This is a genomic window from Rhizobium sp. CIAT894, assembly GCF_000172795.2.
Classification (GTDB): Bacteria; Pseudomonadota; Alphaproteobacteria; order Rhizobiales; family Rhizobiaceae; genus Rhizobium.
Genome location: NZ_CP020951.1, coordinates 356303 through 382559, shown reverse-complemented (window position 1 = coordinate 382559; position 26257 = coordinate 356303). Strand labels below are relative to the sequence as shown.

General features: G+C 61.1%; 24 protein-coding genes. 11 read left to right on the top strand and 13 right to left on the bottom strand.

Annotation, left to right across the window (positions count from 1 at the left end):
• Positions 1 to 14: 14 nt before the first annotated feature.
• The 4 genes from RHEC894_RS28180 to RHEC894_RS28165 all read right to left on the bottom strand — a co-directional run bounded on the left by RHEC894_RS28180 (position 15) and on the right by RHEC894_RS28165 (position 3413).
• Positions 15 to 1238, bottom strand: coding sequence for a major facilitator superfamily MFS_1 (locus RHEC894_RS28180; protein ID WP_010066808.1), 1224 nt, complete (start codon positions 1236 to 1238; stop codon positions 15 to 17).
• A gap of 98 nt (positions 1239 to 1336) precedes the next feature.
• A complete protein-coding gene (locus RHEC894_RS28175; RefSeq protein WP_085739994.1) occupies positions 1337 to 2113 on the bottom strand; it encodes an SDR family oxidoreductase in 777 nt (258 codons plus the stop codon).
• A 25-nt stretch (positions 2114 to 2138) separates the two neighbouring features.
• A complete protein-coding gene (locus RHEC894_RS28170; RefSeq protein WP_010067848.1) occupies positions 2139 to 3002 on the bottom strand; it encodes a MurR/RpiR family transcriptional regulator in 864 nt (287 codons plus the stop codon).
• 21 nt (positions 3003 to 3023) lie between these two features.
• On the bottom strand, positions 3024 to 3413 hold the full coding sequence (locus tag RHEC894_RS28165) for a RidA family protein (RefSeq protein WP_049735854.1): 390 nt from the start codon (positions 3411 to 3413) through the stop codon (positions 3024 to 3026).
• A 111-nt stretch (positions 3414 to 3524) separates the two neighbouring features.
• On the opposite strand from RHEC894_RS28165, the gene RHEC894_RS28160 reads away from it, so the two are divergent.
• The 4 genes from RHEC894_RS28160 (at position 3525) to RHEC894_RS28145 (ending at position 8052) form a co-directional block, all read left to right on the top strand.
• Positions 3525 to 4007: a hypothetical protein gene (locus RHEC894_RS28160; protein WP_085739993.1), complete on the top strand. Its 483-nt coding sequence runs from the start codon at positions 3525 to 3527 to the stop codon at positions 4005 to 4007.
• Positions 4008 to 4036: 29 nt separating this feature from the next.
• Positions 4037 to 5512 carry a M81 family metallopeptidase gene (locus RHEC894_RS28155; protein ID WP_085739992.1) on the top strand — a complete coding sequence of 492 codons (1476 nt, stop codon included), beginning with the start codon at positions 4037 to 4039 and terminating at the stop codon, positions 5510 to 5512.
• Positions 5513 to 6613 (top strand): D-TA family PLP-dependent enzyme, encoded by a 1101-nt coding sequence (locus tag RHEC894_RS28150; RefSeq protein WP_085739991.1) that lies wholly within the window; start codon positions 5513 to 5515, stop codon positions 6611 to 6613.
• 293 nt (positions 6614 to 6906) lie between these two features.
• A complete protein-coding gene (locus RHEC894_RS28145) occupies positions 6907 to 8052 on the top strand; it encodes an IS4 family transposase (RefSeq protein WP_010069540.1) in 1146 nt (381 codons plus the stop codon).
• A gap of 630 nt (positions 8053 to 8682) precedes the next feature.
• Here RHEC894_RS28145 and RHEC894_RS28140 read toward each other — a convergent pair.
• Entirely contained in the window at positions 8683 to 9849 is a 1167-nt protein-coding gene (locus tag RHEC894_RS28140) for a DUF262 domain-containing protein (RefSeq protein WP_085739990.1), read from the bottom strand.
• 276 nt (positions 9850 to 10125) lie between these two features.
• On the opposite strand from RHEC894_RS28140, the gene RHEC894_RS28135 reads away from it, so the two are divergent.
• Positions 10126 to 10818, top strand: a complete 693-nt coding sequence (locus RHEC894_RS28135) for a hypothetical protein (protein ID WP_085739989.1) — start codon at positions 10126 to 10128, stop codon at positions 10816 to 10818.
• 45 nt (positions 10819 to 10863) lie between these two features.
• On the opposite strand, the gene ugpC is transcribed toward RHEC894_RS28135, so the two are convergent.
• The 5 genes from ugpC to RHEC894_RS28110 form a co-directional block, all read right to left on the bottom strand.
• Positions 10864 to 11997, bottom strand: a complete 1134-nt coding sequence (gene ugpC, locus RHEC894_RS28130) for a sn-glycerol-3-phosphate ABC transporter ATP-binding protein UgpC (RefSeq protein ID WP_085739988.1) — start codon at positions 11995 to 11997, stop codon at positions 10864 to 10866.
• A gap of 93 nt (positions 11998 to 12090) precedes the next feature.
• Positions 12091 to 13296, bottom strand: coding sequence for an extracellular solute-binding protein (locus RHEC894_RS28125; RefSeq protein WP_085739987.1), 1206 nt, complete (start codon positions 13294 to 13296; stop codon positions 12091 to 12093).
• Between the two features lie 73 nt (positions 13297 to 13369).
• Positions 13370 to 14227 carry a carbohydrate ABC transporter permease gene (locus tag RHEC894_RS28120; RefSeq protein ID WP_049735831.1) on the bottom strand — a complete coding sequence of 286 codons (858 nt, stop codon included), beginning with the start codon at positions 14225 to 14227 and terminating at the stop codon, positions 13370 to 13372.
• On the bottom strand, positions 14224 to 15108 hold the full coding sequence (locus tag RHEC894_RS28115) for a sugar ABC transporter permease (protein WP_085740148.1): 885 nt from the start codon (positions 15106 to 15108) through the stop codon (positions 14224 to 14226). Before RHEC894_RS28115 ends, RHEC894_RS28120 begins: the two co-directional genes overlap by 4 nt.
• A 13-nt stretch (positions 15109 to 15121) precedes the next feature.
• Entirely contained in the window at positions 15122 to 16279 is a 1158-nt protein-coding gene (locus RHEC894_RS28110; protein ID WP_085739986.1) for a Gfo/Idh/MocA family oxidoreductase, read from the bottom strand.
• Positions 16280 to 16576: 297 nt separating this feature from the next.
• Between RHEC894_RS28110 and yghX the strand changes: the two genes are divergently transcribed.
• A complete protein-coding gene (gene yghX / locus RHEC894_RS28105; protein ID WP_085739985.1) occupies positions 16577 to 17464 on the top strand; it encodes a YghX family hydrolase in 888 nt (295 codons plus the stop codon).
• 362 nt (positions 17465 to 17826) lie between these two features.
• Positions 17827 to 18051, top strand: a complete 225-nt coding sequence (locus RHEC894_RS28100) for a hypothetical protein (RefSeq protein ID WP_049735827.1) — start codon at positions 17827 to 17829, stop codon at positions 18049 to 18051.
• Between the two features lie 47 nt (positions 18052 to 18098).
• Here the strand turns inward: RHEC894_RS28100 and RHEC894_RS28095 are convergent, their stop codons facing one another.
• Both RHEC894_RS28095 and RHEC894_RS28090 read right to left on the bottom strand, forming a co-directional pair.
• Positions 18099 to 18539 carry a DMT family transporter gene (locus RHEC894_RS28095; RefSeq protein WP_010066180.1) on the bottom strand — a complete coding sequence of 147 codons (441 nt, stop codon included), beginning with the start codon at positions 18537 to 18539 and terminating at the stop codon, positions 18099 to 18101.
• Positions 18536 to 19021 (bottom strand): DMT family transporter, encoded by a 486-nt coding sequence (locus tag RHEC894_RS28090; RefSeq protein WP_085739984.1) that lies wholly within the window; start codon positions 19019 to 19021, stop codon positions 18536 to 18538. Before RHEC894_RS28090 ends, RHEC894_RS28095 begins: the two co-directional genes overlap by 4 nt.
• A 170-nt stretch (positions 19022 to 19191) precedes the next feature.
• On the opposite strand from RHEC894_RS28090, the gene RHEC894_RS28085 reads away from it, so the two are divergent.
• Positions 19192 to 19431 carry a hypothetical protein gene (locus RHEC894_RS28085; protein WP_085739983.1) on the top strand — a complete coding sequence of 80 codons (240 nt, stop codon included), beginning with the start codon at positions 19192 to 19194 and terminating at the stop codon, positions 19429 to 19431.
• A 64-nt stretch (positions 19432 to 19495) separates the two neighbouring features.
• Here RHEC894_RS28085 and RHEC894_RS28080 read toward each other — a convergent pair whose 3' ends face one another.
• Positions 19496 to 21262, bottom strand: a complete 1767-nt coding sequence (locus RHEC894_RS28080) for an SLC13 family permease (protein WP_085740147.1) — start codon at positions 21260 to 21262, stop codon at positions 19496 to 19498.
• Positions 21263 to 21503: 241 nt separating this feature from the next.
• On the opposite strand from RHEC894_RS28080, the gene ligD reads away from it, so the two are divergent.
• From ligD to denD, 3 genes are all read left to right on the top strand, one after another.
• The gene (gene ligD, locus RHEC894_RS28075; RefSeq protein WP_085740146.1) at positions 21504 to 24149 is read left to right on the top strand and encodes a DNA ligase D; all 2646 of its coding nucleotides are present in this window, start codon (positions 21504 to 21506) and stop codon (positions 24147 to 24149) included.
• A 200-nt stretch (positions 24150 to 24349) separates the two neighbouring features.
• Positions 24350 to 25075 carry an FCD domain-containing protein gene (locus RHEC894_RS28070; RefSeq protein ID WP_085739982.1) on the top strand — a complete coding sequence of 242 codons (726 nt, stop codon included), beginning with the start codon at positions 24350 to 24352 and terminating at the stop codon, positions 25073 to 25075.
• A 51-nt stretch (positions 25076 to 25126) separates the two neighbouring features.
• Positions 25127 to 26119 carry a D-erythronate dehydrogenase gene (denD, locus tag RHEC894_RS28065; protein ID WP_085739981.1) on the top strand — a complete coding sequence of 331 codons (993 nt, stop codon included), beginning with the start codon at positions 25127 to 25129 and terminating at the stop codon, positions 26117 to 26119.
• The last annotated feature ends 138 nt before the right edge of the window (positions 26120 to 26257 follow it).

Below are 26257 nucleotides of genomic sequence, written 5' to 3'. Positions count from 1 at the left end.
ATTCTTCGTCAGGTCTATTGAACCTCAGCATCACCAGGGGCAACGGCATTGCGGCGCTGCAGCAGGCCGAGAATTGTGATGCCCGACAATCCGGTGACGGCGCTCAGCATGGCGGTTCCGGAATAACCCGCGACCGATGTGCCGACGGCAAAGACCAGCGCGCCGATGCCCGCACTGGCAAAGATATTGACCGAGATCAGCGCACTGCCGAGCCCCGGCCGATCGGCAATGAGATCCTGCAGATAGGTGATCGGAATGCTGATGATCGCCGCAGCACCGATGCCGGCAAGCAAGGTCAGCGCATAGAGGTGCCACGGCTCAGAGGCAAAACCGAGAAGGCTGAGGAACAGGGCATAGATGATCGTGCCGGCGGCAAGCGCCGTCATCTGGCCGGCGTTGCGCGCAATCCGCGACCAGACGATGATGAAGACGACTTCCAGCAATGCGACGATGCCGACAAGGATGCCGACATCGCTCAGCCGGCCATGGGCAGCACCTGTGGCGATCAGCGGCAGAAGCGCGTCGTTCAGATGCAGCGTGCTTGATATCAGCGCCACCCCTGCGATATGCGCCGAGATCCGCGGCGAAACCACCTGCCTGAGCGCCCCGAGATAGCTGAGGTGATGAACTGCGGCCATTTTCGCTCCGGCCCGTTTCGGCAGGGCGAAGAGGATGATGCCCTGGCACAGAAGGCACGAGACGGCGGCGAAGAGATAGGCCGGCAGCATGCTCGATGCACCGGAGAGTACAAGGCCTGTAATGCCCGGAATCAGCACCCAGGAGAGTGAGATCATCGCGCGCACGCCTGAATTGGCCGTCACCATGTCATTCCGGTTCATGCCCTGCATTGCCGCGCGCGCATTGGCAAACAGCAGCGAATTCAGCGCTCCGAAGATCGGCAGCGGCAGCAGGCCGCTGAGGGCGAAGATGGCCGCGCTCGGAAAGGCATAGACCATGCCGTAACCGATAATGCCGAAGATGCAGGCGCCGATCATCGCCGAACGGTATTCGCCGAGCCGGTCCGCAAGATTGCCGAGCAGGACGCTGACGATCACGTTCACCGCCGCCGAGGCGAAGCTCAGGACGGAATAGAGGCCGTCGCTCAAGCCCAGTTCGCGGATGCCGACGATCGAACGATAGGGCGCTGTCATCGCCCCCGCCATTCCGAACGTGAAAATGGCGATCATGCTGGCGCGGATCGCCGGATTGCGGAAGACGTCGGGGAAGAGGCGGCTCATGGGGTCATCAATTGTCAGGGAAATCGGCAGGCGCGGCCGCGGCGGGCAGTCCGGAAGGTCATGTTATCGTTTCGGCTCAGAGATCGCAGCCCAGAATTTCAATAATATTCCGATTGCGAGAAGGTTCGCGCCAGTTCGGCCTGGCCGGCGGTGAGGCCGCAATCGACGGGCAGGCAGACGCCTGAAATGGCGGCGGCGAGCGGACCGGCCAGGAAGCCGACGGCATTGGCGACATCTTTCGGATCGACGACGCGCTGCAGCGGATACCAGCGGCGCGCCTCCTCGAAGACATTCGGATTGGCGGCGGCGCGTTTCTCCCAGGCCTGCGTCTTCACCGTGCCGGGGGCGACGGCATTGGAGCGGATGCCGAACTTGCCGTATTCGACGGCGACCAGCCGGGTGAAATGCAGAAGCCCGGCCTTGGCAGCGCTATAGGCCGGATGCCCGAAGACATTCATGCCGTTGACCGAGGCGATGTTGACGACGGACCCCTTCGAAGCCTTCAGCATCGGCTCGAAGGCACGGAAACACAGGAATGCCGCTTCGAGGTTCAGCGCATTGTCCGCCCGCCAGATCTCCGGCGTCGTCTCGTGCAGGCTGGTGGCCCGCGCCGCGCCGGCATTGTTGACCAGGGTTCGCACCAGGCCGGCTTCGGCGGCACGGCTGACCAATTCCGATATGCTCGCCTCGCGGGTCACATCGCACCCGGCGGCGACGAAGCGATCGGCTGGCCCGAGCTTCGAGGCGACGGCTGAGGCAGCCGCAGCATCGATATCGGCGAGAAACACGACATCATGGTCATCGGCGAGCTTTGCTGCGATCGCGGCCCCGATATCGCCCGCCGCGCCGGTCACGATGGCTATCGACTTCGTCATTTTCCCAGACTCCCGTTCATCAGCTTCAATCTCCAAGCAATTGCCGGTCGTCGCCGTCGCGGTGAATGACGAGCTGCTGCTTGATGCGCCGCAGCGTGGTCGTCGCCTTCGGCTGAACCGCATAGGCGACCAGGCTCGAGAGAATATCGACCGTCGCGATATAGGCGATGCGCGTCGAAGTCGGGCGGTAGATATTATTGCCTTCGGGAAGGTCGATCGGCACGACGATTTCGGCCGCCTTGGCAACCGGGCTTTCCGTCTGGGTGAGAGCGATCGTCTTGACCTTCGTGTCGCGGGCAAGCTCGAAGGCCCGCACCAGCTCCAGATTGCGCCCCGAGAAGGACGAGCCGATCAACACGTCGCCCGGCCTTGCTGCCGCCGCCATCATCAGCTGCATGCTGTGATCGGAACTGGCGGTAATGCGAAGCCCGAGCCGGAAGAGCCGGTTCTGCAGCTCGTCGGCGATCATCGACGAATTGCCGCCAGAGCCGAAGGCGTAGATCATATCGGCCTTGGCGATGTGTGAAACGGCGGCTTCGATGGCGGCAAGATCGAGCGACCGGTGCAGCAGAAACAGCGCGTTCTGCGCCTTGGTGATGATATCCTGGGCGACATCGGCCGGATCGGTGCTTTTCGATTCCGGCTTCAGATAACGCACGCCGATATGGGCAGTGCGGGCGAGCTGCACCTTGAAATCGGAAAAGCTCTCGCAGCCCAGCCGCCGGCAAAAGCGGGTGACGGTCGGCGGCGATACCTCGGCGCGTTCGGCAAGCTCGATGATCGAGGCGTTCACGGCGAACTCGAAATCATTGACGATGATCTCGGCGATGCGGCTTTCGGAGGGAGAGAGCCGGCCCTTGTCTTCCTGCAATGTCGAAAAGATATCCAAAGCCGCTCCCGCCCTTATTCCTTATGCACCCTTCTTCTTATAGGCCACGCAGTCGATCTCAACCTTGCAATCGACCATCATCGACGATTGCACACAGGCGCGCGCCGGCGGATGCTCGCCGAAATACTCCTGATAGATCTTGTTGAAGGTCCAGAAGTCGCGCGGATCGTCGAGCCAGACGCCGACGCGCACGACATCCTCGACGCCGTATCCGGCCTCTTCGAGAATCGCCAGAACATTGGCGATCGTCTTGTGGGTCTGGGCGATGATGTTGCCGTCGATGATCTCGCCATCTTCCATTGCAACCTGGCCGGAAACATAGAGCCATCCGTCGGCCTCGACCGCACGCGCGAAAGGCAGCGCCTTGCCGCCGGCCCCCGTTTGAACAGTGCCATAGCGCTTGATGGGCATGCTGAAGTCCTTGCAAATTATTTTCTTGATACGTTGACAAATGACCATAGAAAGCAGAATTTGACCAGTGAAAAACACGAATTATGAAAAGAATTTCAATCCGGGGCTGATATGCGCGACCCTTTCCAGAATCCTTTCCCCACCGACAACGCCCGGCAGGCGATCTGGGAAATGCTCGTTCCGCGCGATATCGATGCTTTTCTCGCCGCCGACTGGTCGAAGGTCGAGCATGATTTCGTCGAAGAGGGCTTCATCGGCATTGATGCCCAGAAGCAGGTCAGCCCCGACCGGTGGCGCCTGGCATTTCCGACGCTCGCGGCCTATCGCCAGGAATGGCTGAGGCAGGCGAAGGATTTCGCCGAGCAGAGCTTCGCGGAAGATCCGCGCACGGCGATCTTCACCACGACGACGCTCGAGGATATCGAGATCGAAGGCGAGATGGCGCTGGTGCGCAAGAAATTCGACGGCGGCATCACCAGGGCTGACGGCACCCGCGACATCCTGCAATGGCAGACGCTCTATTATTGCCGGCTGCACCAGGGGCGCTGGAAGATCTCAGGTTTCACCGGCTACCTGCCGAACCCGATGGGCTAAAGCGGGAAGACAACACGAAGGCGACTTTCTTGCGCATTTTCACGGCGGCATTGGCGACCGAGACCAATACTTTCTCCCCGATCTGCGTGGATCGCCGCGCATTCGAAGCCTCGCTTTATGCGCCCCCCGGCCAGCATCCGGAAACACCGACCCTCTGCACCGCACCGATCACCGTCGGAAGGCGCGTCACCCGGGAAAAGGGCTGGCAGCTGATCGAGGGAACCGCCACCTGGGCCGACCCCGCCGGCCTCGTCAACCGGACGACCTATGAGGAGCTGCGCGACGAAATCCTCGGCCAGCTCCGCGTGGCCATGCCGGTCGATGCCGTCGTCATGGGCCTGCATGGCGCCATGGTGGCGGCCGGATATGAGGATACGGAAGGCGATCTTCTCCAGCGCATGCGCGAGATCGTCGGACCGGATGTGCTCATCTGCGCCGAACTCGATCCGCACAGCCATCTGACGGCCAAACGTGTCGCGGCGCTCGATTTCGCCGTCTATTTCAAGGAATTTCCGCACACCGATTTCGTCGATCGCGCCGAGGATCTCTGGCGCATCGCCGTCGACACGCTGGAAGGCCGGGTCAAGCCTGTTATCTCGGTGTTCGACTGCCGGATGATCGACGTCTTCCCGACCTCGCGCGAGCCGATGCGCTCCTTCGTCGACAAGATCATGCGGATCGAAAAGGACGATCCCGATATCCTGTCGATCTCGGTGATCCACGGCTTCATGGTCGGCGACGTTCCCGAGATGGGAACGAAGCTGCTCGTCGTCACCGATAACAAGCCGGAAAAGGGCGCGGCTTTGGCGCGCGAGCTCGGACTCGAACTGTTTTCCAAGCGCGGCACCTTCATGGTCCCGCAGATCGACGAGAAAGAAGCCGTCTCGCGCGCGATTGCCGCGACCGCATGGCCCGTCGTCATCGCCGATGTCTGGGACAATCCGGGCGGCGGCACGGCGGGCGATGCGACCGTTGTTCTCGCCGAGCTGATGGCCCGCGGCGTTACCAGTGCGGCAATCGGCACCATCTGGGACCCGGTGGCGGTGCAGATCTGTTTTGCGGCGGGCGAGGGGTCTGAGATTCCGCTGCGCTTCGGCGCCAAATCGGCGCCCGGCACCGGCAACCCGATCGACGGCACGGTGAAGGTCGTCAAGCTGGTAAAAAATGCCGAGATGCAGTTCGGCGAGAGCCTGGCGCCTTTCGGCGACGCCGCCCATATCGCGCTCGACGGCATCGATATCATCCTCAATTCGACGCGCGCCCAGAGCTTCGATCCGAGCCTGTTTTCAGTGATGGGCATCGATCCCGAGAAGCAGAAGATCCTGGTGATCAAATCCACCAATCACTTCTTCGCGTCCTTCTCCAGGATCGCCGCCGAGATCCTTTACTGCTCCGCCGGAACGCCCTATCCCAATAATCCGGCGACGACGCCATACCGGCGGGCGCCGAAGACCATCTGGCCGATCGTGGCCGATCCACACGGAAGAGAACGCGGAGCCGCCTAGATGTCTGATGCCAGCTTTGCCGTCGTCGCCAGGGCAGGAGACAGGATCGCCGATCTCTCGACGCCGCGCCCCGTGATCGACGAAGACAGGCTGGCCGCCAACATCGCCCGCGTTCAATCCCACATGGATCAGCACGGGCTGAACTTCCGCCCGCATATCAAGACGCACAAGATTCCGGCGCTCGCCGTCGCGCAGCTTGCCGCCGGCGCCAGGGGCATCAATTGCCAGAAGGTGACGGAGGCCGAAGTCTTTGCCGCAGCCGGCTTCGGCGACATCCTGATCACCTTCAACATAATCGGGCAGCAGAAGCTCGAACGCCTGGAAAAGCTGAACGAGAAAATCCCGGCGCTGAAGGTTGTCGCCGACAGCGAAACGACGGTCGACGGCCTCTCGGCGCATTTCTCCGGCCACCAGCCGCTGACGGTGCTGGTGGAATGCGACACCGGCGGCGGCCGCTGCGGCGTGCAGACGCCTGAAGAAGCGGCCGCGCTCGCCAGGCGCATCGCCGCCGCCGACGGCCTCACCTTCGGCGGCATCGTCACCTATCCGAAGCCGCAAGCGGCCGCCGCCGTCGAGGCCTTCATCGTCGAGACGCTAGACCGCCTGAAATCCGACGCCATCGCCTGTCCGATCGTCAGCAATGGCGGAACGCCGAGCCTGTTCGAGGCGCATCTCGTCCCTTCGGCCACCGAACACCGCGCCGGCACCTATATCTACAACGACCGCCAGATGGTGCGCATGGGCCATTGCACCGAGGATGACTGCGCCATGCATGTGCTGGCAACCGTCGTCTCACGGCCCACCGCCGACCGCGCCGTCATCGATGCCGGCTCGAAGGCGCTGACCTCGGACCTCCAGGGCTTCAGCGATTACGGCCTGATCGTCGGCTATCCCCAGGCGCGGATCACCAGCCTCTCGGAAGAACACGGCGTGATCGATCTCTCAAACTGCACCGGCCCCCGGCCGCAGATCGGCGAAAAGCTCTTCATCATCCCGAACCACACGTGCGTGGTTTCCAACCTGTTCGATACGATGGTGTTTCATCGGGGCGGGGTGGTGACCCGTGTCGAGGACGTCGCAGCGCGCGGTCTCGTCTGGTAGGGATCCCAGTTGAGAGGGAAATGACCGTGATCGGATGGTTCCTGTAAGAAACACCGCTAATTACGGGGTGCGCCTCATGAGGGCGAAACAGGAGAGTGCTATGATCAAACGATGGCTTTCCGCAACCTATCCAATGCGTCGTCCAGCTCCGTGAACCCTGCTAGGATGTGTGTCATCCACTGCACCATGTCACTGCTGTCCGGTTTAAATTTAGTGGACATGGTGCACGGTGTTGATTCTACTCGTATTCGAGCGTTTCGCGACGATCTCGGACACGAAATAGGAGCAACACCGTGCGGCATGACAATAGCGTCTTTCATGATCTGTTGAAGCGGATTCCGTGGACGATCTTCGAAAGACTTGTGGAGGAGCATCAGGCCGACAAGCATGTTCGGCGGCTGTCGACGAAGAGCCAGTTGATCGCCCTGCTTTACGGCCAGCTTGCCGGTGCCGTCAGCCTGCGCGAGATCGTCGGGTCCCTGGAAAGCCATAGTGCCCGCCTTTACCATCTCGGCGCTCGCCCGGTGTCGCGCTCGACTTTCGCCGATGCCAACGGCCTGCGTCCGAGCGCCGTTTTTACCGAGTTGTTTACGCAGATGCTGGCCCGCGCCGGGCGCGGCCTCAAGCGGGCCATCGGCGAGGCGGTCTATCTGATCGACGGCAGCAGTCTGCCACTTTCCGGGGCGGGATCGCAGTGGGCCCGCTTTTCCGATCAGGCCTGCGGCGCCAAGATGCACGTCGTCTATGATGCCAATGCCGAACGGCCGATCTATGCGGCCGTCACCGCGGCCAATGTCAACGACATCACCGCCGCCAAGGAGATGCCGATCGAGGCGGGCGCCACCTATGTCTTCGATCTCGGCTATTACGATTTCGGCTGGTGGGCGAAGCTGGATGCCGCCGGCTGCCGCATCGTCACCCGCCTCAAGTCCCATACGAAACTGACAGCGAGCGCCGAGCAGGCGGTCAACGAGGATGCCGGCATCCTGTTCGACCGCATCGGCCTGTTGCCGCAGCGCCAGGCCAGGAGCCGCCGCAATCCGATGAACCGGCCGGTGCGCGAGATCGGCGTGCGGATCGAAACCGGCAAGATATTGCGCATCTTCTCCAACGATCTTACCGCCCCGGCCGAGGAGATCGCCGCACTTTACAAGCGCCGCTGGGCGATCGAACTGTTCTTCCGCTGGGTCAAGCAGACGCTGAAAATCCGCCATTTCCTCGGCAACAGCGAAAATGCAGTGCGCATCCAGGTGGCCGTCGCTCTGATCGCCTATCTGCTGCTGCAGATGGCAAAGGCCGACCAGGCCACCATCATAAGCCCGCTGGCCTTCGCCCGCCTGGTGCGCACCAACCTGATGCACCGCAAAAGGATCGACCGCCTGCTAAAACCACGCAACAACCCTCCCGGAAATCCCGGCCAGATGAGCCTCCAATGGTGACACAATTTAAACCGGACAGCAGTGGCACCATGTCCGTAGTGGGTGTGATCAAGTTGGCCGCAACGACATGGCGATGAGCCGCCCCACCTCGCAGTTCCCAAAGTCGCTGAAGGCCATTTACGAAATCGACATCGAATGCACCGACGTTGACTCCGATGGAGCCTAGAAGCTTGAAATAGTGTCTTACGCCGATGCCGTGATTGTCTTTCAGCGCCTTTTTGTACTGTATTTCGCTCCGTTTTAGCAGTCTCTCGAGTTCGACGCTTGCGGTAGCGGCGTAACTCTTCTTGATCTGAACCATGAATCCGGGACTTCCCAAGACAGCTTTCAACGCGTCCCTGTCGGTGTTGTCAGCGGGAAAATTCACAAAAGGTGTGATGCAGAGGTGCTTCGCGACGCGACCAAGTTTTCGTGCATTGTAGAACTTCTGATACGCTTCCTGAGAAATCTTGCCACAACGCTCTTCAATGTAGTGCTCGCATGCGGCTGCACCAAAGACAGCAAAAGCGGAAATCAAATCGGCCTCAGCCTGCGTCCACGGAGTGGGAATGATCGGGGTAGCGGGTAGCGTGGCTACAAGATGCTGCAACCGAGCTACCAATTGCTGAAGCTCCGGAGACGGCATATAGGCTAACCAATCTGATATTCGTCAGAAGGGTAAGGACGGACGGCAGCGCCTATCACATTGTTCAGGGAGTGCCCCCACGCTTCAAAACGAAGGGCCGTAGCCGCCTCAGTTTTTGTTGAGCTTTGGAGCGCCCGCACAAACTCCGCATTGCCCTCGCACAGGTCTTTGAAGCCCCCTTGCAGGGCCTGTGCATGAGGGAGCGCCGCTTCAGCAGTGCTTGGGTCGGCAAAATAGTAATTCATTATGTCCATGACCGCGCGGTTACGGGCGGGCTGGAAGCGCTCGTTCTGCCAGATTCGATAGGCATTCTCGCCAAAGATATCGAACGTCGTTTCTATCGCGCGTTCATATCGAAGCCATGCATCTTCAAGCTGGGCGCGACGCGGGCGGAAGTGAGAGGTGAGGTCGTTTGTCACGCCGTCCAAAAACTTCTTGAGGTTACCGCGATACGAGGCCCCGTACATGTCGAACGCCAGATGACGCAGGGCCACTTCCATGTCACGCATTCGAAAATCGGGAACCTGCGCAAAAATCAGCCTCATCCCTGGTGAGTTGGTCGTTTGCTCGTCCAGCCAAGTCATAAACTCGCCCGGATAAAGTGCACGACGCAACTCCTGTGACGACAAAGGCACACTGTTTTGGTTGAGGCGGAGGAACAGCAGGTAGACCAACTCACTCGACCGCCAGTTTTTAATGACGATAGTCCGAACTGTGTGCGACTGAAAAGCCCCAACGGCGTCGGCAAGATCATCACGTTTCAGCATTTCATCGTACGTCAAGCCCTCAAGGTCTTCACGATATTCGCAGTTCTTCAACCGCAACGGCCGTCGCTTGTCGGCGCAGAAACGGGCAATGGAGTTAAGGCGTTGCTTGCCGTCGATAACCGCAAATCTGCCCGGGCGCGTTTCGGCAAGAACGATTTGCGGTACGGGCAGGCGAAGAAACAGGCTCTCAATGAACTTTGACATCTTGTCTTCAGTCCAGGCCACACGCCGCTGGTAGTTCGGCGCGAGGTCGATAATCTGCCTGTCCAGAAGATCGGTCAGAACACTTATCGTCCAGTCGGTCGGTGCGACTACCATTTCCTGAAAATCGCGGTCGCCAATGGCCAATTCAGATTCAGACACCTCGCCATAGGCATCTAAAATGTCGTCATCAATATCGGCCATCGTCGTAATCCTTGCAGGTGATCTTCAGCTATATCATTCAATTCATAGCTGTCTATAGAAGCAAATAACCCTGCCCTCTATGAAGCCGGCGCAGACAGTCGAATTACGTTGCGCGGGCCATAAGGCCGCAGTTGCACGCGTGCGCACGGCGCATAACTTGGCCGCGTTAAGGGCGGACGTTGCCACCGTTGTCGAACGTTGCTAGGCATACACAAATTCAATGTCCGCACACCCTTCGAGAATTCCAATCATCTCCTCGACGACCTCCGAGCACGTATGAATTTTTTCGCTGCCATATTGGGTGGACTCGCCATTTGCGTCCTGCTGCTCATAGCCACTATAGCTGCCCTCTTTCTTGGCTTGCGCAGCATCTGGCGGCGGACACAGCCTAACCAATTGGTTCTGAGAGGTCTCATCATCGCTCTTGGTCTGGGGGTTATCGCATTCCCCTACGTTGCCACTAAAATTGGGGAGCGACACCACGTTCTCGCACGCGTTCCCGAACCGCTCGAAGTGGCGGAGATCGAATACCGCCTGGAAGAATCTTGGGGTGTCGGTTTCATGCCCGGCGACAACGAGACCGGCTTCGTTGTCTATCGGCTAACCGATGACAGCGCAGACTGGGCACGGAAACAGGGGAGTCAGCTGGGCGATATTCTTTCGGGAGTAAAAGGAGCGTGGCGTGAAACACCGGTCGACGACAGTAGCGACGAAACAGCGATAGCCAAATGGCATCCCTACGACCGTGATCCGGGTATGATGGCAACAGAGCTTCCTAAGCACCACCCTCCCACAATATTCGAATACCTGGAAAAGTATGGCTTCACGATCCCGATTGAAGAAGGGCGTGACCACGAAGCCAACCAATCGATCCAATCAAGTGGATCGTTTTATTCCTACGGACAGGGCGGCAGTGTGACGATCGTTGATCCGGGTCGAGGTAAGGTTTATTTCGCCTATGCTGGGTGAGCATCCCTGACCAGCAGGACGAACTACCGACACAGAGCCACTTGTTCATGCCGCCGTCGGGTTGATCACGTTCATGTCGATCTCCGTCAGTTCCACGCACCGCTCAAACGCAATGCCTGCCTCGTCGAAGAGATGGCAGTCCGCAGCGTTGATGCCGGTGGCCACAGGCGCATCCGCGCGGATGCCGACGCTGCCGGGGAGCATGGCGCAGAAGTTCTCGGCCTCGCCGTTGAGCGAGGCATAGGCGACCGTATTGGCGCCGAGGCGTTCGATGACCGTGGGCGCCACGGTAAAGACGATGTCGCCGCCGTTGAGCTGGATATGCTCCGGGCGGATGCCGAGCGTCAGGGTCTTGCCTGATATGCCGTCGCGCGGCGTCACCGGCAGGAGGGCGGTCTGGCCGCGATATTCCACCTCCACGCCGGCGGCGCTGACGCTCTTGCAGGTGACGGGCAGGAAATTCATTTTCGGGTTGCCGATGAAGCCGGCGACGAACTGGTTGGCGGGCTTGTGGTAAAGCTCCAGCGGCGCGCCGGTTTGCGAGATATTGCCGGCGTCGAGCACGACGATGCGGTCGGCCATCGTCATCGCTTCGACTTGGTCGTGCGTGACATAGATCATCGTCGCCTTCAGCTGCCGGTGCAGCTTGGCAAGCTCGATGCGCATGTCGGCGCGCAGTGCTGCGTCGAGGTTGGACAGCGGCTCGTCGAACAGGAATATCTTCGGTTCGCGCACGATGGCGCGGCCGATCGCGACGCGCTGGCGCTGGCCGCCGGAGAGCATGCCGGGCTTCTGCTGCAGCCGCTCTTCGAGGTGCAGGATGCGCGCCGCGTTCTCAACCCTGGCCTTGAGCTTTGCCTCTTCCATCTTTTCGACGCGCAGCGGGAAGGCGATGTTTTCGAAGACGGTCATGTGCGGATAGAGCGCGTAGGACTGGAACACCATGGCGATGCCGCGCTTGACCGGCGGCAGGTCGTTGACCCTGACGCCATTGATGACGATGTCGCCCGCCGTCGTCGCATCGAGGCCGGCGATCATCCGCAACAGGGTGGATTTGCCGCAGCCGGACGGCCCGACGAAGACGACGAACTCGCCATTCCTCACCTCGAGCTGCACGCCCTTCAGAACTTCGTAATCGCCGTAGAATTTCTGAACTTTGTTGAGAAGGAGCTGTCCCAAAAATCTGTCTCCGCCGGCGGTCTTCGTCGCACATTCGATAGAGGGGAGGGGCCGCGGCTTGTGCCGCGACCCCAGGGAGAGCCTCAAAAAGGCTTACTTGAAGGCTTCGATTTCGCCGGCGGCCTTCTTGAGTGCGGCTTCCGGTTCGGCCTTGCCTGTCACGACCGACTGGATCATCTCGATCATCGAGTTCTGGAAGCCCTTATAGTCGGTGAAGAGCGGCTCGGGACCACCATAGCTGATGCCCTCGATGAGCGGCTTCCAGTAGGGGTCCTTGGCGACGAACTCGTCGACCTTCTTCGAGGGACGCAGCGGGGTGAGGCCGGCGCCGCCCTGCAGCTCGTATTCCGACTGGACATCGGGCGAGGTGATGAACTTGGCGAACTCGGTCGCCTTGTCCTCGACGCCGGAGCCCTTGAAGATCGCCAGGCTGTCGGTGATCAGCAGCGTGCCCGGGCCCTTGGCGTCGGGGCCGAGCGGCAGCGTCGTAATGCCCCAGCTGATCTGCGTCTTCTTCAGGCGGTCGGCGGCACCAGAGCCGGCCTGGATCATCGCCACCTTGCCGTCGAGGAAGATGGCGCGGACTTCGTTCTGCTCATAGGCGGTCGGGCCTTCTTCGGAGTAGGGGACGATGTCCTTATAGGCCTTCAGCGCAGCGAGGATCTGCGGGCTGTCGAGCGTGACCTTGCCTTCGGCATCGGTCACCGCGCCATTGTTGGTGTAAACCCAATGCATGAACTGGTGCATGGTGTTGTCGAAGGTCTTGGCGGAGAGACCGAAGCCCGGAATGCCGGTCTTTTCCTTGATGGTCTTTGCCATCTCGATTTCTTCGGCCCAGGTCTTCGGCGGCTTCTCGGGGTCAAGGCCGGCCTGCTTGAAGAGATCCTTGTTCCAGTAAAGCGCCTTGGTGGAGAAGGCGATCGGAACGCCCCACTGGTTGCCCTCGAAGGTCACCGTGTCGACGATGTGGGGGTAATAGGTCTTCTTCTCGTCATCGGTCATCGGCACCGGAACGATAAGATCGTTCTGCGCGAATTCCTTCAGCGTGCGCGAGCCGACATAGGCCATGGCAACCGGCGTGCCGGCGGCGGCCAGCGTCGTCGCCTTGTCCTGGCACTGCGCCCAGCCGACGACTTCAGGCGCGATCTTCCAGCCTGCGTTCTTTTCTTCCCACTGCTTGATGTATTTGACGTGGACCGGGTCGATCGTGTCGCCGCAATAGATCCAGCTGATTTCCTTGTCGGCCGCATGGGCAGTGACCGCGGTCAATGCCGTCGAACCAAGCAAAGCGAGGGCCATAAGGCCTGTCTTGATTGTTATGCTCACGTCGTGACTCCCGTTCTTGTGTTAGCTGTTCACTCGTTTTTTGATCTTATTGTTTCACCGCACCGGCGGTCAGCCCGCCGACAAGGTAGCGCTGAAGGAAGAAGATGACGACCATCGCCGGCGCGATGCCGACGAAGGAAGCCGCCATCAGTTCGTTCCAGATGACCTCCTGCTTGCCGAAGTAAGCAAAGAGACCCACCGGAAGGGGCATGTATTCGGTCTTCGAGTTGAAGGTCAGCGCGAAGATGAATTGCTGGGCGTAAGCGCCGATGAAGGTGGTGATGGCGACGACGATGATCCCCGGCATCGCAATCGGCAGGATGACGCGGCGCAGCGTGTAGAAATGGCTGGCGCCATCCATATAGGCCGCTTCGTTGAGCTCCTGCGGAATGCGGATCATATAGGTGCGCAGCAGCCAGATCGCCGAGGGGATCAGGAAGGCGACACCGGGCACGATCATGGCGAGATAGGTGTTGAGCACGCCCATGCTGCGCATCAGCCGGAAGAGCGGGATCAGAAGCACGGCGCCGGAGAACATGTTCACCGTCAGGAAGGCGCCGAGCAGGATGCCCATGCCCTTGAATTCGAACTTGGCGAAGGCATAGGCCGCCGGAATGACGAGGCAGAGCACGATCAGCGTGACGATGATCGAGATGAAGAAGGAGTTGAAGATATAGCGCCCGAAACCCGGCACGCTGACCCACATCGTCCGGTAGGCTTCGAAGGAGCCGTTCTCCGGCCAGAAGCGGTAGGGCGAGGAAAAGAGCTGGCTGAGCGGCTTCAACGATACCATGAAGCCTTCGAAGAAGGGCGCCAGCACGAAGAACAGAAACAGCGCGATGCCGCAATAGATCAGGATGATTTCCCACCAGCGGTAACGGTCGATCATGGCCGGGCTGCTCATGCGCGCTTCTCCGGGTTGAGGCGGCGGGTGACGCGGAAATAGGCAAAGCAGAAGAGCGACAGGAAGATGCAGATCAGCACGGCGCGCGCCGCCCCTTCACCGTATTTCTTCGAGCCGATGGCGGTCTGATAGGTGTCGATGATCATCGTCGTCGTCTCGCCGCTCGGGCCGCCCTGGGTCAGGATCCAGATGATGTCGAACGAGTTGAAGGTGGCGATCAAGGACAGCATCGACATGGTGATGATCGCGGGCACCATCAGCGGCAGGGTGATGCGGCGGAAGCGGTACCAGCGGCCGGCGCCGTCGGTCCAGGCGGCCTCGTAGAGATCCTTCGGGATCGACTGGATCGCCGCCAGGAAATAGATCGTCACCAGCGGCACGCCGATCCACACGTCGGTGACGATGGTCGCCCAGAAGGCGGTGCTGCCATAGGCGAGGAAGGCGACCGGGCCGTCGACCAGGCCGAAGCGCTGCAAGACGCCCGATATCATCCCGAACTGGCCGTTATACATCCAGCCCCACATGAAGATGCCGATCGCCATCGGCACGATCCAGGGCGGCATGGTCAAGAGCCGGAACAGCGAGCGGCCGGGCACCGCGGCATTCAGCATCGTCGCGCCGAAGGTGCCGATCACCATTTTCAGCGCAACAGAGAAGAAGGTCCAGATGAAGGTGCGGAAGATGACCTCCGCAAAGGTGGCGTTGAAGATCTTCTGGTAATTGACCCAGCCGACCCAATTGGTGGTCTTCTTCAGCGATGCGTCGGTGAAGGAGAGGATGAAGGTATCGACGAGGGGATAGGCGACGATGGCGAGAACATAGAGAACGGCCGGAAGGAGGAGGATCCAGGCGAAGATGAAGGCGCTTCTTTGAACACTCATCTTGCCGCCGTCCTCAAGCCGCTCTTGCGTGAAGGGCCTCATCGAAGCGGTCCCAGATGGGTCTGAGATCGACGACGGTTTTCTTCATCCTCGCTTCGTCCATCGCGAGCGCCAGAATGCCGGCTTCGAGCGCGTTCAGCGTGGAAACGGGAAGTTCGAGCCCGGTGCGCACGCTTTCCAAGAGATCGCTCGCCATCTGTTCGTCGGCGCCATAATGCTGGGAGAGCTCGGTGGCGGCATATTTGTTTTCCACCACCTTGTTGCCGGTCAGCTGCTCGTGCACATCGAGATAGCCGCGCACGAAATCGCCTTCGGCCATGCCGCGCGATCCCATGATGGCGAAACGGCGGAACTGGTCGGGCACGTTCAGATTGGTGTGAAAATTCATGCCGACGCCATTTTCATATTCGACGATCGCCACCTGATAGTCGATGATATCGGCATCGCTGTCGAAGACCTTGTCCGAGCCCATCCAGCCGCTCGGCTTGCGATGGAAAAGCTCGAGATCGTTGATGCCCTCGCGTGCCGGGTCGTTGGCCGGAGTGAAGCTCTTGCGGCCGCCGAAACTGGCGACGCGCTCCGGCCTTGCGCCGACAACACCATTATAGAGGTCGAGGTCGTGGCAGCATTTCTCCAGCATGAAGCTGCCGGAATAGCGCTCGTAGCGGCGCCAGTCGCGCATGAAGAAGGCACCGTGATAGGGCTCGATATGTTCGGACGCCTCGATCGAGACGATCTGGCCGAGTTTGCCCGCGGCCTGGATGGCGCGCAGATCCTTGTAGAGAGGCGAATAGCGCAGCACTAGGCCGACCATCAGCCGCTCATGGCCGAACTTCGCCATCAGATGCGCCAGCTCGATGCTTTCGGCAATCGTGGTAACGATCGGTTTTTCGCAGAAGACCTTGAGACCGGCCTCAAGCCCGAGCCTGATATGGCCGAGATGCAGGTGATTGGGGGAGCCGATCATCAAGAGATCGAGCTTTTCGGAAGCGAGCAGCTCTTCCGGCGAGCCATAGGCCTTGCCGACCGAGATTCCCTTTTCCGTCAATCCTGGAAGCCCGGCGGGTTCCGGATCCACATAGCCGACAATGTCGAAGCTGCTATCGATCGCTTTGAAGACGTAGCCGAGATAGCCGAGCCGGAATCCGAGCCCGATGATTCCCACTTTCATGCCGATCAGGTTCCCAATTTAGGTAATTTATTTTCTTTAAGTTGGGACAAAAAACGAGAGGCGTCAATAGAAAACGGGCCTCACAGCGTGAATATGAAATTTATTTTCATAGATCGGTAGGCGGCTGCCGATTGTGCGCCGCGACCGGCCGGACCTCGATTACAGCATGGAAACGCCGGCACGCGCCTGAGGCGGCAGGCGAATTCGGGCCTCACGCTCATCTCGCGAAATGTTGAAAAGAACCGCGAGTTTACGTGTGTAGGATGATCCGAGAACCCGAGGCCAGGAGGAGCCATCATGACCCGCATGACAGCCAAGGATTTCCCGCAGGAACTTCTCGAACTCTACGATTACTACGCGCATGGGAGAATCACCAAGCGCGAGTTTCTCGACCGGGCCGCCAAATTCGCCGTCGGCGGCGTAACGGCAGCCGCCATTCTGGCCTCCCTCAGCCCCGATTATGCGCTGGCGACCCAGGTGGAGTTCACCGATCCCGACATATCAGCGGAATACATCACCTATCCCTCGCCGAAAGGAAATGGAGACGTTCGCGCCTATCTCGTCCGCCCCGCAAAAGCCGCCGGCAAAGTCGCGGCCGTGGTGGTCGTGCACGAGAACAGAGGCCTCAACCCCTATATCGAGGATGTGGCGCGGCGTGTGGCAAAGGCCGGTTTCATCGCGCTGGCGCCGGATGGACTGACCTCGGTCGGCGGCTACCCCGGCAACGACGAAAAAGGCAAGGAGCTGCAGCAGAAGGTCGACCCGGAGAAACTGATGAACGACTTCTTCGCCGCCGTCGAATTTCTGATGAAGAGCGACCTCACCACCGGCAAGGTCGGCATCACCGGTTTCTGCTACGGCGGCGGCGTCGCCAATGCCGCGGCGGTCGCCTATCCCGAACTTGCCGCCGCCGTGCCGTTCTACGGCAGGCAGCCGCGCGCCGAGGACGTGCCGAAGATCAAGGCGCCCCTGCTTCTCCATTATGCCGGGCTCGACAAGGGCATCAACGAAGGCTGGCCGGCCTATGAAGCGGCGCTGAAATCAGCCGGAAAAACCTACGAGGCCTATATCTATCCCGACGTCAACCACGGCTTCCACAACGATTCCACGCCACGCTACGACGAAGCGGCAGCCAAGCTCGCCTGGCAGCGAACGGTCGACTGGTTCACGAAATACCTCGCCTGAGGAGTGCCTTGAATGATCGGCGGGCGGGGAGGGCATTCCTCGCCCAGCTATCTGCGGCCGGCCGATGGAAGAGCGCGGTCGGTGATCGCATTGACGCGCAAAGAGCGCTGTAACGGCCTGAATCGCAGCACAATCCTCAAGCCGCTTCCGATTTAAGCAATTATGCGGTAGCCTGTCTGCTGGCTTTTAATCGGGCGAAGGTTTTCGCTCGACGCTGGAGACGGCCTCAAACAGCGAAGTGCCGACCGTCGGGATGTCAGAATACGTTCTGTCATCGATGCTTAGGCCAAAATGCGATGTGCACGGAACAAGGATGCCTGTCATTGGGTTTCGAACCTTAGCGTTCAAAAGGAGGAGCATTCATGCCTACGGTTGCTGCGACATCCATCACCCCACCGGACCAGCATCTTGTCACGGCGCGCGAGGCCCTTGAGCCGCTTTACGAGAAGCTCGAGCTGCAAACGGAATCGCTGGTGCTGGCCGCGGCGCTGGAAGCCGGATGGTCTTCGGATGAGGCGACGAAGGCACTGGCGGCACTCAGACTGCAGGATGCTCTTTCCACCCTTGACGAACGAACCAGCCTGTAAATTCCGAGAATATCCGCGGCCTCTAACTCAGGCAGAATTGCTAGCGGCTATTGCGAGCCGCCGCTTTTGCGTCGCCTGCGGCTGACCATCATTCCGCCGACGATCAGAACAATTCCGGTCGCGTTCGCCCAGAACGAGGTTGGAACGGCGCTGAGATAATCGAACGCCACCCCGGTTACCATCTGGCCGCCAATGATCAGCAGTGCCGCATTGACCGCGCCGATGCGCGCAATCGCCCAGCTGCCTGCCGCCACGAAGATGACGCCGATCGGACCACCGAGATAAATATACCATGGCGCTTGGGCGGCACCGGCGGGAAGCAGGCCCCCGACAAAAAGACCGAGGCAGGTGAGGACGGCAAAGCCGACGGCATGGTTCCAGAAGGATGCGATCAGCGGCGTGGTGGAGATGCTCAGCCGCCCATTGAGCTGACGGCTGAGGCCGACGAGCACGCCGCCGAGGCAGGCGAGGAGAACGAATATCGTCACGCTCCACCTCGCCCGAACAGGATAATGAGTGCGCCGCCGGTGACGACCAGGCCGAGCGCGACGATGTCTTGGAGATCCGGGCGTCGCTTCGGCAGGCCGAACAGTCCCCAACTGTCGGCCGCCAGGCTGAAAGCGACCTGACCTGCCAGACCCAAAGCCAAGGTGCCGGAGAGCCCGAGCGGCGAGTTGACCGCTGTCGAGGTCAAAATGACCGTTGCGGCGCCGGATACGCCGCCGAGATAGGCCCACAAGGGCGCTCTGGGGGTTTTTCCCGCCATCGGCGTGCGCCGGCGGTAGAGCGCCAGAAGAAGGATGACGGCAGCGACCATGCCTGTGCCGTGAGCGGTCCAGGATGAGAACAGCGGATTGGCGTAGCGCGCCAGCTCCCCATTGAGATGCACCATGAAGGTGAGGAGCCCACCGGTCGCAAAAGCGCCGATGAAATAGATGGGATGCGGATTGCGTGCCGCTTCGATGGTCATTGCAGATCCCGTCAAAGAATCGATTGCGCCCGGTATTTTTCAGATTGCTACCACAGCACGCTCAGCTTTTCAGGACGCGCAAAAGACGCCGCAGCGTCCTGATCCGGCCGGAGCTTTCGGCTTCGACATCGGAGTGCTAAACGGCAGCGTCTGCACTTAAAGGAAATATAATGAGAAAATTGCTTCGCCTGCTGCTGGTCGTCGCTCTGGCCGTCGTCGTCTTTACCGGCTTCCGCTGGTATCGCTATGTCAGCAACACCGACAGCCCCTATGATGAAATCGGCATCACCCTCAACAATGCCATGCCCGGCCCGATCAACAGCTGGGGCTGCGCCAAGCTGAAAACCACCTTTTCCGGTTCCCTGCCGCCTTTGGGCTGCGCTGCCGCCGACGCGACGCAGTGGAAGTAACACTGCAAGGCTGCGCCATCGGCGCAGCCTGAATTGCCGCGCGGCGTGGGCCGAATGCACTAGCTCAGATCGGCCAGACGGCCAGCAGGGCCGGCACGCTGACCAGCACGACGATGAGCGAGAGCGGCAGGCCCAATCGCGCATAGTCGCCAAATCGATATCCGCCCGGCCCCATCACCAGCGTGTTGCACTGGTGGCCGATCGGCGTGAGGAAATCACAGCCGGCGCCTATGGCCACCGCCATCAGAAAGGCATCGGGGCGAAAGCCCAGCTTGGCGGCAAAGGTCGCGGCGATCGGCGCCATGACCAGAACGGTCGCCGCATTGTTCAAAAACGGCGTCACGGCCATGGCCGCAACCAGGATGAGAGCCAGGGCGCCGAATGGCGGCAGCATTTCGGCGGTGCGCGACAGGAGGTCGGCGATGATCTCGGTCGTTCCGGTGGTTCGGAGCGAATCGCTGATCGGGATGAGAGCGGCCAGCATGATCAGGATGGGAGCATCGAGATGATGATAGACCTCACGTACCGGAATGGATCCGGTCATCACCATCAGAAAGGCGGCGGCGAAAAATGCCGTCGCCACGGGAATGCCGCCAAAGGCCGTCGCCGCCATCGTCGCCAGCAGGATCATGACGGGAATCATGCCGTTGCGGGCATTGCCGAGCTTCAAATCCCGTTCGACCAGCGGCAGGCAACCCCATTCGCGCAAAAGATCCGGCAGCTTCTGCAAGTCGCCCTGCAAGACCACGACGTCGCCATTGCGGATCTTGATCTCGCCGAGACGCTCGGTGATGCGCCTGTCCCGGCGGCTGACGGCGAGAAGGTTGAGGCCGGTGTTGTGGAAGAGGGCGACGTCTTTGGCGCTGACGCCGATCAGGCGGGAATGTTCGCCGACAATGGCTTCGACGGAACTGATGTCCCGGCGCATCTCGGGCTCGTGTTTACGATCGGACAATTGAAGCCTGGCTTCGCTGACGATCTTGTCGAGGGCGCTCTGCTCCCCCTCGATAATCAGAAGGTCGCCATCCCTAATCACGGTGTCGGGAAGAGGCGTTCGTCTCTGGCCGCTGCCGCCGATGATCGCGGTCACCATCGCATCGCCGCCGGCCGGTTTCTGCAGCCAGCTGACGGACCGGCCGATCGCCGCCGACGGCGTGACGACCTTGGCTTCGGTCGTGTAATTCTTGATCGCCACCGCCTCGTCCATCGACGTTTCCACCCGCGATCTCTCGGGAAGCAGCTTGTAGAACAGCCCCAGGAAGACGACGCCTGTGACCGCGAGCGTCAGGCCGACAGGCGTATAGTCGAACATTGTGAACGGCTGCCCGGTGATCTCCTCACGCACCCGGGAAACGATGATATTCGGCGATGTGCCGATCTGCGTCATCAGCCCTCCAAGCAGAGAGGCGAAAGACATCGGCATCAGGAACATGGACGGCGACACGCGGGATTTCCGCGCCATCTGCACGGCAACCGGAATCATGATCGCCAATGCGCCGATATTTTTGACGAAAGCCGAGAGCGCGGCGACGATGGCGACCAGAATGATCAGCTGCATGCGTGGCCCGCGTCTTTCCGGAGAAAATCGGCGCAATGTGAGATCCATGATCCCCGACCGGGAGATTGCCGCACTGACGATGAGCGCGCTGCCGACAATGATGACAATGTCATCGGCAAAACCGGAAAAGGCGGTTTTGGCAGGCACGATGCCGACGATGACTGCCACGAGCAGAGAGCTGACGGCGACGATATCATATCGATAGCGCCCCCATACGAAGGCGCCCATCATCAGCGCGATGACGAGAAGAGAGAGCCATTGATCAACGCGCATGTTTGCATCCCTGTGGTAGCAATTAACGTTTGACACGTGAGAACGATGCGGCGAGCCGGAGAATTTTTCATCGATCCTCGCCGCCTCCCGCCGCCGACAATCGAGGTTCGGCTCGTTTTTGATAAGGCGGGGCCTGGCTTTGGCGCAGTTGTAGCCAATATTTGAGCTGGAGAAGGCCATCATGGAACTTCCGGCCGCCGGCCGGCATTCCGTGCTTTGGATGCGGCTTGCGGGAACGACCATGGCCAGTGACAACCTCTCGACATATCGATCGAAGCGCGATTTTCGAAAGACGGCGGAGCCGAGCGGCGAGAAGCAGATCGCGCGCAGCAACCGCCGCCGCTTCGTCATCCAGAAACATGACGCCACCCGGCTGCATTACGACCTGCGGCTCGAGCTCGACGGCGTCTTCAAATCCTGGGCCGTGACCAAAGGCCCATCGCTCGATCCGCACGACAAACGGCTGGCCGTCGAAGTGGAAGATCACCCGCTCGATTATGGCGACTTCGAAGGCACGATCCCGAAGGGCCAGTATGGCGGCGGCACGGTGATGTTGTGGGACCGCGGCTATTGGGAGCCCGAGGGAAAGAAGAGCCCGCAGCAGGCGCTCGCCAAGGGCGACTTCAAGTTCACCCTGGAAGGCGAGAGGCTGCACGGCAGCTTCGTGCTGGTGCGCATGCGCAATGACCGCGACGGCGGCAAGCGAACCAACTGGCTGCTGATCAAGCACCACGACGCCTTCTCGGTCGAGGAGGATGGCGCAGCCGTCCTGGAGGAAAACGACACCTCCGTCGCCTCCGGCCGGACGATGGAGGCGATCGCCGCCGGCAAGGGCCGCAAGCCGAAGCCGTTCATGATGAAGGGCGGCGACATCAAGGCGGATGCCGTCTGGGACAGCAATCACGGGCTGGCCGCCGAAGAACGGAAGGCGGAGGGGCGGGCCGGCAGGACGCCGAAAACGGCGGCAAGGATCGACCTCCCGGATTTCATCGCGCCACAACTTTGCCAGACCCTGGAGCGGCCGCCGTCCGGCGAGGGCTGGATCCACGAGATCAAGTTCGACGGCTACCGTATCCAGATGCGCATACTCGCGGGCGAGGTGACGCTGAAGACCCGGAAGGGGCTCGACTGGACCGGCAAATATCCGGAGATCGCCGAGGCGGCATCGGCGCTGCCCGACGCCATCATCGACGGTGAGATTTGCGCTCTCGACGACCATGGCGTGCCGGATTTCGCCGCCCTGCAGGCCGCCATTTCGGAAGGCAGGACCGGCGATCTCGTCTATTTCGCCTTCGATCTTCTTTATGAGGGGGACGAGGACCTGCGATCTCTGCCTGTCGTCGAGCGCAAGGCGCGGCTGCAAAGCCTGCTGTCGGAGGCCGGCGATGAGCCTCGGATCCGTTTCGTCGAGCATTTCGAGACCGGCGGCGATGCGGTCCTGCGCTCTGCCTGCAAACTGTCGCTGGAAGGCATCGTCTCCAAACAGGGCGATGCACCCTATCAATCCGGCCGCACCGACAGCTGGGCGAAGTCGAAATGCCGCGCCGGCCACGAAGTGGTGATCGGCGCCTATGCCAAGACCAACGGCAAATTCCGATCGCTGCTGGTCGGCGTCTACCGCGGCGACCACTTCGTCTATGTCGGCCGCGTCGGCACGGGATATGGCGCGAAGAAAGTGGAAATGCTGCTGCCGAAGCTGCAGGCGCTCGAGGCAGCGAAATCGCCCTTCACCGGCATCGGCGCACCGAAGAAGGAGGCCGAGGTCACCTGGCTGAAGCCCAAGCTGGTGGCGGAAATCGAGTTCGCCGGCTGGACCGCCGACGGCATCGTCCGCCAGGCGGCCTTCAAGGGACTGCGTGAGGACAAGCCGGCCAAGGAGGTCAAGGCCGAACACCCAGCGAAGCCTGCCGAGACCGACGTGCCGGAGCCGGCGGCCGAGGTGGAGGCGAGGCGCGCTCGCCGAAAGGGCGCCAAAGCCGAGGTCATGGGCGTGATGATCTCCAGTCCGGGCAAGCCGCTATGGCCGGATGCCAATGACGGCAGACCGGTGACCAAGGAGGAGCTCGCCCGCTATTATGAAGCCGTCGGCGGCTGGATGATCGCGCATATCGAGGGGCGCCCCTGTTCGATCATCCGCGCGCCGGATGGGCTGGGTGGCGAGCAGTTCTTTCAGCGCCATGCAATGCCCGGCACCTCGAACCTTCTCGAACTGGTCAAGGTCTTCGGCGACAAGAAACCCTATCTGCAGATCGACCGGGTCGAGGGCCTGGCCGCCGTCGCGCAGATCGGCGCCGTCGAGCTGCATCCCTGGAATTGCCAACCGCATAGACCGGAGGTGCCGGGCCGGCTCGTCTTCGACCTCGACCCCGGCCCCGACGTGCCGTTCTCCACCGTCGTTGCCGCCGCCTGCGAAATGCGCGACCGTCTCGACGCGCTGGGTCTCGTCAGTTTCTGCAAGACCACAGGCGGCAAGGGCCTGCACGTCGTCACGCCGCTTGCGATCAACAAACGAAAGCCGCTTTCCTGGGCGCAGGCGAAGAGCTTCGCGCATGACGTCTGCCAGCAGATGGCGCGCGACAATCCCGATCTCTATCTGATCAAGATGACCAAGAGCCTGCGGAACGGCCGCATCTTCCTCGACTATCTCCGCAATGACCGGATGGCGACGGCTGTCGCGCCGTTGTCGCCCCGCGCCCGGCCGGGCGCCACCGTCTCGATGCCGCTCACCTGGGCCCAGGTCAAATCCGATCTCGACCCGAAACGCTTCACCATCCGCACCGTGCCGGCGCTGCTGTCGAAATCATCGGCCTGGCAGGATTACAGCGATGGCCAGCGCCCGCTGGAGCAGGCAATCAAACGGCTTGGCAAGGTCTTAAGCGCGGGTTGAGCTTCGCGAACGGCAGAGCTTGTCCGTGGCCGGCTGGTTTGGGCGGGATGAACTTTCTCCGCGTGCCGTCTTGCCCTTCCCAAAACCACTCCCAATTCCGGCGGAGTGGATTGCCGACATCAAGCGTTTGACAATCCTCTTCCCCTGAGGTCTACTGGCCCACTTACCGGACCAGTAGACCTCAGGGGGAGGGCATGGCGATGGATGTGCGGGCCATGCTCGAAGAGGTTGCGACGCTTGGGGGAGCGCCGAAGAAGTCGATGAAGGACTTCGTCGTCCAGAAGATTGCGACCTTCATCGCCACCGGCATCCTCAAGACGGGCGATCCGCTGCCCAGCGAACGTGAGCTGGCTGCCGCGCTCTCGGTCAGCCGCGAGACCGTCCGGGGCGCGATCCTCATCCTGTCCACCCATGGAATTCTCTCGGTTGCCCAGGGAACGCGCACGGTTGTGGCATCTGAAGATGTCGGCGAATTGGCTGTTCAGGCGGCGCGCTATCGCGACATTGCGGCCTACAGCCTCGACAATGTTCACGAGGCGCGGCTTTTGATCGAAGCGCAGGTCGTCAGGGCCGCCGCGGTCAAGATGGACGCGTCGACGCTTGATTATCTCCGCAAGTCGATTGCGGCTCAGGAAGCCGCCTGTGACGATCCCGTCCGTTTCTTGATCTGCGACCGGGAATTTCACACCGCCATCTACCGGTCCAGCGGCAATGCGGTGCTCGCCGATATGGCCGCCGATCTTTATTCCTATCTTCTGAGCCATCGCCGGCGCGTCGTATCGCAGCCCGGCACGATCGCCACGAGCATCGCCGATCACCGGCTGATCCTTGCCGGCCTGGAGACGCGGGATCCGGACGCCGCATGCGCGGCCTTCGCGATCCATGAAACCCGCATTTACACGACAACCAAACTGCTCCTCGCCTAGTTCGCAGGCGAAGAACGGGTGAGACACGACATCGAAGACAGGGGGAAGAGGATGCATATTCTCATTATTGGGGCGGGCGGAATGATCGGCCGGAAGCTCGCCGCCAGCTTGGCGCGCAGCGGTTCCCTCGGCGCTCGAACGATCACCCGCATGACGCTTGTCGATATCGCGCCGCCACCGGTGCCATCAGGCGCCGTTGCCTCGGTCGAAGCGCTGGCGGCCGATATTTCCGAAGGCGATGCCGCGCAGGCCCTGGCGGCTCGCCGGGCCGACGTGATCTTCCATCTTGCCGCGATCGTTTCCGGCGAGGCCGAGCGCAATTTCGAACTCGGCTACCGGGTCAATCTCGATGGCACGCGATTGCTGCTGGAAGCGATCCGTCATGAGGGAAGCCGGCAAGCCTATGTTCCCCGGCTCGTCTTCTCCTCGTCGATCGCGGTCTACGGCGCGCCGTTTCCCGATCCGATCCCCGACGACTATGTCCAGGCGCCGCTCACCAGCTACGGCGTGCAGAAGGCGATATCCGAGCTTCTGCTGGCCGATTATTCGCGCCGCGGCTTCGTCGACGGCGTGGGAATTCGATTGCCGACCATCGTCATCCGGCCGGGTGCGCCGAATGCTGCCGCGTCCGGCTTCTTTTCCGGAATCCTGCGGGAGCCGCTGGCCGGCCAACGGGCTGTTCTTCCCGTTGAGGAAACGGTCAAACACTGGCTGGCAAGCCCGCGTTCCGCCGTCAAATTTCTGATCCACGCCGCAACGCTCGAGACATCGTCGCTGGGCGCGCGGCGCACGCTCACCATGCCCGGCGTTGCCGCCACCGTTGCCGACCAGATCGCCGCGTTGCGCCGGGCTGCCGGCCCCGAGGCGGTCGAGCTGATTGACCGCCGCCGCGACGAAGTCATCGAAGGGATCGTCGCCGGATGGCCGAAATCCTTTGCGCCGGACCGTGCGACAGAGCTGGGTTTTACTGCCGAAACAAGCGTCGACGAGCTCATCGAGGTCTATCTCGCGGAAGACGCTCCGGGTGCGTCCCGCGGAGATTAAGGCGAGGGCGGAGGAGGCCCCTCCCCACAGATGCGGGATTGCGGTGGCTGAAGGACTTGGGAGAGATGACAGCCGCCGGCAAGACATAGTGAAATACGAATACTTAAAGCATGTAACGCTCGATTTCTGGGAGGAGTG